This window comes from Nodularia sp. UHCC 0506 (assembly GCF_034931045.1).
Lineage (GTDB): Bacteria > Cyanobacteriota > Cyanobacteriia > Cyanobacteriales > Nostocaceae > Nodularia.
Genome location: NZ_JAYGHH010000032.1, coordinates 52050 through 58761, shown reverse-complemented (window position 1 = coordinate 58761; position 6712 = coordinate 52050). Strand labels below are relative to the sequence as shown.

The window sequence follows — 6712 nt, the reverse complement described above, 5'->3', positions numbered from 1 at the left end:
TATGGGGGCGATGGCCAAGAATTTCTTTGACTAAATTAGTCAGAGTATTGCGTGGCCCAAATTCCACAAAGCAATAACCGCCTTCAGCATAAATATTTTCAATTTCCTCTTGAAACAACACCTGATTCCCCAGATGTTCTTGGAGAATATTTTGAATAACTTGTGGCTGATGGGGGTAGGGTTTCCCGGTAAAATTGCTGTAAACTGGAATTTGTGGTTGCTGTAAAGTCACCCTTGCAATAGCCTGAGCAAAAGGTTTGAGAGCATAAGCCACTAGGGATGTATGAAAAGCTGCGGAAACTTTCAGCAATACTGTATGGAACCCTTGAGCCGTCAGCATCTCTTCAACTTTGGCTATTTCCGCCTTTGTCCCAGCTAACACCATCTGTTGATGAGAATTCAAGTTAGCAATCTGAACGAGAGGGAAATTTGCAATCAGTTTTTGCACCTGACTCACATCCCCTTTCACCGCCAGCATGGTTCCATTATCTAACTGCTCATCTTGGGGTGTAGCCATAGCTTGACCCCTAGCTTTCACCAAAAAGTAGTAATCCTTCTCACTCAAAACCCCTGCAACCCATAAAGCAGTAAGCTCTCCGAAACTATGTCCAGCAACCATATCTGCTTTAAATCCCGCAGCTTGCAGAATCTTGTACAGACCTGCACTAAAAACCCCAATGGCTGGCTGTGCATATTCTGTCAGTTGTAAAGCTGATATCTGGGCTGCTTTTTGCTCTGAATTAAATACAGGATTCGGAAATACAACCTCTGAAACAGGCTGTAAACCATCTTGGCATAAAAGCTGATCCATCTCTGCATAAGTCTGCCGCAGCTCAGGAAAGTTAATCACCAATTCTCGCCCCATTTCCAAATACTGTGAACCTTGACCAGAAAACAGAGCCACAACCTTCTGGTCTTTGGTGATGCCAGTTTTACGGTAATAAATTCCTTGGGGATGCTCCCAGAATTCCGCTTCTAGCTTGCTTTTGAGCAAGTCAATTGTTTTTTGCAACAATTCCCCCCCTTGAGTCAGAGAATTAGCCACAAACCCCACTCTAGCATCCGTAATTGGGATTTCTAAAGCCTTCCCCGCCGCAATTAGTTCTGCATAATGCTGTTCTTTCGCATCAGATTGTAATTGTTGTTGAATTTCTTCACAACGCGATAACAACTCTGCTGGTGTTTTAGCTGATATCAATACTGACTGAAAACTATTATGTATGCGATAAGGCTGATTGTGTTCGTGTTTGTATTCTTCTAAAACCACGTGATAGTTAGTCCCCCCAAAGCCAAAAGCACTGACTCCAGCCCGTCTGGGTTGGTCATCGCTAGTAATCCAAGGTCTAGTTTCCGTATTCAAATAAAACGGAGAACTTTCAATATTCAACTTCGGGTGAGGTTGAGTAATGTTAATTGTCGGTGGCAAAACTTTATGATGCAGAGCCAAAGCAGTTTTAATTAAACTCGCCGCACCCGCAGCTGCTTTGGTATGTCCAATCTGTGACTTAACACTTCCTAGAGCAATATATTGTTGTTTGGGGTTATTTTCCCCAAAAACTGCTTTAATAGACGAAAATTCGGTGGGATCTCCCGCCAGAGTGCCAGTGCCATGTGCTTCAATTAAACCCACACTTGCAGGCGAACAATCTGCATCTTCATAAGCACGATATAGAGCTTTAATTTGACCTTCTGAACGAGGTGCATAGATGCTTTTATAGCGACCATCGCTAGAGCTGCCAATACCTTTAATCACTGCATAGATGCGGTCATTGTCTCGCTCGGCATCTTCCAGGCGCTTCAATACCAACATCCCCACACCTTCACCCAGCATCATCCCATCAGAATCGGCATCGAATGGTTTAACATTTTCACTGGGAGAAACAGCCGGAGTTTTGCTAAAACACATATAAGCCATAATGGTGTTATCTGTGTCAACTCCCCCAGTCAGCATCATATCAGACCGATTTTCAACAAGCTCACTAATGGCGATTTTCAGCGCACCCAAGGAACTAGCACAAGCAGCATCAACTACACAGTTCATTCCCCCCAAATCTAAGCGGTTGGCAATTCGTCCAGTAATGACATTAGCTAACATTCCTGGAAAGGCGTTCTCATTCCACTGCACGTATGCACTTTTGATTTTTTCAACAATATTTTGCGTATCTTCATCAGATAAGCCACTGCTTTTGAGAACTTTTTCCCAAACAGGATATTGCATTCTAGAACTAAGTGGTAAAGCCAATTGCCGACCAACAGCCACACCCAATACTACACCAGTGCGCTCGCGGTTAAACTGCCGAGATTCACCATAACCAGCATCTTCAATAGCGGACTTGGCAACTAGCAAACCTAACAACTGAGAAATATCTGTAACTTCTAAAGTATTAGGTGGTAAGCCAAATTCCATCGGATTGAAATCAACTTCGGGGATAAATCCACCCCGTTTACAGTAAGTTTTATCAGGTGTTTTGGGGTTAGGGTCGTAATAATCATCTACGTTCCAACGCGAAGGCGGAACATCAGTAATACAATCAACCTTGCGCATAATATTTTCCCAATATTCCTGTAAGTTTTTGGCTTGGGGAAATATAGAAGCCATGCCGATAATAGCAATCTGGGTCTGTTGCAATTTTCTATTTATTTCGCTAGTATTTAGCGGTTCAGTTCTCACCATAATTTTTTTCCCCTGTATTAGCTTTAGCAAAGATTTTTCACAATTGCTGATCTCAACTTGCAATTGCTCTAATTCAGCTTCAATTTTAGAAGCAGCCATGACTTCAAATTTACTATTAGGCTTGTGAAGTGTAGAGATATTGAGAGTTTATCTGTCAGTCAGAAATTTACCAATGATCTATTAACCACAACATCGCTTGCAACAAATCATTGGTTGATATCTCGAAAGTTGTAATATAAGTGATTTTACAACTTTAGGGTGGATAGCTTAACATTGAGGCTGTATCCTCCTGTATATCATTATATTAATTTGCTAATTGCAGCTATATTAGACTGATTGATTCTTGATTACAACTTATATGCAACTCAACATTTTTGGGCTGAAGATATGCTGGAAAAGCAAAACTGTTGGCACGCATTAATTATTATTGCTGGCACAGTTTTATCTTGGTATAGCTAACTTTATTAAGCATTATCTTCTGAATCATTAGGAGCTTTATTTTTTCTCTTCATTGACTTTTCATGAGTAGAGACTAATAGTTTTTGTTCTAGCTCACTAATACTAATACCAAGCTCAAAAGCAGTTTTATTTTTCCACTCTTCCAACTCAAAATCATGCTGATTCAGCCATTCATGTATCGCCAGACGTGCCATCTCTGCTTTCCGAAGAGTCTGTCGATCTGCATGAAAAATTAGCCTCTGATTATCAAAAATTGGTAACGAGAGCATGAATCGCTGTAATCTCATTGTGTATATGCTTTTTGAAGGGCAGGAACTATTAATTCAATCATTATTTAAGTTCTGATTTATTAGTATGCCATACAGTAAAGTAATCTTCATAAATATTGCATAGAAATTGCATGGATTTTATTTTCATATTTATTACTCATAGGGTTGCATTTTTAACCGTTGTATATGACTATAATTTTATTATGTAAATAGATTGATTTGGTTAAAAAAATTCTACATCTTCCCAAAGATTGATTGAATAAACCTTGAGAGAGAAGTTACATGGAACGTCTTTACACCCCTTACCCGAAAAGTATTGACATCTGCCGTAGGTAATATTATTCTGATTTTTAATACAATTAAAGCAAACTATAAAAAGCTAGATAATTGTTTTTTATTACCTACAATTACTGAAAACTGATTTTTCTACCATAAAATGTAATTTTATTTACTAATAGTTGCATTCTTGCAATAAAAAATATAACTAGTGAATTATGTATAAATTTTCCTTGCTAGATAAAGCACTATTGAATCGTGATTCAACATAATTAATTCGCTTGGCTGTTATCTGCCAGTTTGCCGATTATTGATAATTAAATATGTTGCGTATGGGTTGCAATTGAGTATCATGATGTTTATTCTATATGATGTAAAAGATAATTAAATCTGTTCATGTTCCAATTAGAAAAATATAAAAGCATAAACTTGCTTGATTATCTCATGCTTCTATGGATGAAAATTCACGCAAGATGACAATTTACTTGCATATAATAAAACCGTGCTGCATCAGGCATTCTACATAATTAGACTGACACGAAACTATAAGGGATTGCTGGCATGAGACTATCTGAGTTAGATCCACTCATACCGCTAGTTGAGTTAAAAGAAGAACTTCTAAAATTGCCTAAAGGCTACTCGTTTTATGAACAAGAAATAGTAGATTTCTTATCCCGACGAAGATGGCCTGAGAGTAATCGCCGCATTGACCGGACAACTTTCTGGCGGTGGAGGACTGATAACAAAATTGAGCATCAAAAACTATTCAGCCGATTGGATGTTTTAAAACTCTGCCAAATTTGCGACCATTACCGGATAGATGGAACACGTCGGGAATACTTGGCAATTTTGAATAATCAAAAAGAGGCAGTACTAAACAAGTAAGTAGTCATTGGTCATTAGTCATTGGTTCTTGGAGATACATATCCCGATGATGATTAAGGATTCTGTTCCAATCATATCTCTCGTGGGCATAAAGATTTCTGACTAATGACTGAGAAAAAATTAAAATTTTTCAATGTTTAAGCCTCTTCTTGATCAGGAGAGGTTAATCCAAAATTGAGTGACTTGTAGCTAGATATTTCTAATTTAGAAAAAATTAACTATGACACCCAAACCTAAGCAGTTATCCACAAAACCTGTAAGTCAGTGGTCAATCATTTTGGCAATTTCTATAGCTGTAGCTACTGGAACAATTTCTTTCTACAGTTTTTCCCGAAATCGTTCAACCTCTACAGTGGAACCTTTTATCATATCAAGTACTTCCCCTACCATAACTGGTGTTGCTGCTTTAGGACGTTTAGAGCCTCAAGGCGAAGTCATTCGTTTATCTGCTGCTAATTCCCAAACGGGGGTACGGGTAGCGAAACTCCTGGTTAATCAAGGTGATTGGGTGTCTCAAGGACAAGTGGTGGCCATTCTTGACAATTACTATACTCGCCTTGCTGCTTTAGAAAAAGCCCAAAAACAGGTTTTAGTTGCTCAAGCTAGTGTCAATCAGGTAAAAGCGGGAGCAAAAGCCGGAGATATCTCTGCACAAGAAGCCACAATTGCTCGTTTAGAAGCTGAGTTGAGGGGAGGAATTTCGGCACAAGAAGCTACAATTGCTCGTTTAGAAGCTGAGTTGCGTAATGCTGAGAATGAAAATCAACGATATCAACAGTTATATCAAGAGGGTGCAATTTCAGCTTCAAATTCAGATAGTAAACAGTTGCGAGTCGATACTGTTCGACAGCAGCTCAATGAAGCTCAAGCTGCACTCAAGCGGACTGTAGAAACTATTCAAAAGCAGTTATATGAAGCTCAAGCTAGACTCGAAAGTATTGCTGAAGTCCGTCCTACTGATATTCAAGCAGCACAAATTGATGTTGAAAGTGCGATCGCTTCGGTGAAACAAGCTCAAGCTGACTGGGATTTAAGTTCAGTGCGATCGCCTATCAGTGGCCAAGTGCTGAAAATTAATACTCGTCCAGGAGAAGTTATTAGCAACGCCGGGATCGCAGAATTAGGACGCACACAACAAATGTATGTAGTTGCAGAAGTCTATGAAACTGATATTCAAAAAGTGCGTCTAGGACAGTCAGCCAAGATTACTAGCAATGCTTTTGCAGGAGAATTACGCGGAAAAGTTACAGATATTGGCTTGCAAGTTAGTAGACAAAATATTTTTGACCTCAATCCACAGGTGAATACAGATAATAAAGTAGTTGATGTCAAAATCCGGCTCGATAACCCACCGAAATACCAACCAGTTACAACTCTAACCGATTTACAAGTGCAGGTACTCATCAATATATAAATTGTAGAATACCGACGCAAAAAACCTATTAAAACCTCTTTTATTGGTGTTCTTTGGGTCTAAAGCCCTATGCCTAGCTACGCTTAACGCGTATTGTCTCATAAAAGAAGGTGGTTTGTTTTTTCATTCATCTGTTAACTTTGAGGTTATCTCAATGATTCTCAACATACCTCTAGCTTGGCTACAACTAGTCAAACAAAAAGTGCGCTTTCTTGTCGCCTTAGCTGGAATTGCATTTGTATCCGTGCTGATGTTTATTCAAATTGGTTTTCAGGATGCCCTCTATGCAAGTGCTACCCAGTTGCATAAAAATCTAGACGGAAATTTATTTTTAATTAGCATCCAATATCAATCGTTGACATCCAACCAAAGTTTTCCCCGTCAGCGTCTATACCAACTTTTAGGTTTTGAAGATGTAGAATCAGTTAGTCCTTTATATGTCCAATTTGCGAAACTTAAAAATCCCCAAACTGGGTTTAAATACCCTATATATGTCTTGGGTTTTAATCCAGTAGAATCAATTATCAAATTACCAAATATTGAACAAAATCTCCATTTATTGCAACTTCCTGATCAAGTTTTATTTGACCGGGCATCTCGCCCAGAATTTGGACCACTAGCTGAAAAATTTGAGCAAGGAAAACCTGTACAAGTCGAAATATTTAGCTATCTTGCCTTAGTTGGCTACAAAGTGAAAATTGGCAGTTTATTTAGCTTAGGCCCTTCCTTTGGCGT

General features: G+C 38.9%; 4 protein-coding genes and 1 pseudogene. 3 read left to right on the top strand and 2 right to left on the bottom strand.

The genetic code is table 11. The features are described from left to right. Together VB654_RS16995 and VB654_RS16990 are read right to left on the bottom strand one after the other, a co-directional pair. On the bottom strand, window positions 1-2773 hold a 2773-nt coding region (locus VB654_RS16995), incomplete at its 3' end, for a beta-ketoacyl synthase N-terminal-like domain-containing protein (protein ID WP_323214992.1). Between the two features lie 365 nt (window positions 2774-3138). Next, complete coding sequence (locus VB654_RS16990; protein ID WP_323214994.1) at window positions 3139-3402, bottom strand: hypothetical protein; 264 nt, start codon at window positions 3400-3402, stop codon at window positions 3139-3141. Window positions 3403-4239: 837 nt separating this feature from the next. Here VB654_RS16990 and VB654_RS16985 point away from each other — a divergent pair. The 3 genes and pseudogenes from VB654_RS16985 to VB654_RS16975 form a co-directional block, all read left to right on the top strand. After that, a complete protein-coding gene (locus VB654_RS16985) occupies window positions 4240-4563 on the top strand; it encodes a hypothetical protein (RefSeq protein ID WP_323214991.1) in 324 nt (107 codons plus the stop codon). 220 nt (window positions 4564-4783) lie between these two features. Beyond that, window positions 4784-5977 (top strand): ABC exporter membrane fusion protein, encoded by a 1194-nt coding sequence (locus VB654_RS16980; protein ID WP_323214990.1) that lies wholly within the window; start codon window positions 4784-4786, stop codon window positions 5975-5977. 154 nt (window positions 5978-6131) lie between these two features. Further along, window positions 6132-6712 (top strand): annotated as a pseudogene (locus VB654_RS16975) (ABC transporter); the annotation flags it as partial.

Excerpts from the sequence above, each read along its gene's own strand:
- VB654_RS16990 (WP_323214994.1), bottom strand. The coding sequence starts at position 3,402 with ATGCTCTCGTTACCAATTTTTGATAATCAGAGGCTAATTTTTCATGCA.
- VB654_RS16985 (WP_323214991.1), top strand. The coding sequence starts at position 4,240 with ATGAGACTATCTGAGTTAGATCCACTCATACCGCTAGTTGAGTTAAAA.
- VB654_RS16980 (WP_323214990.1), top strand. The coding sequence starts at position 4,784 with ATGACACCCAAACCTAAGCAGTTATCCACAAAACCTGTAAGTCAGTGG.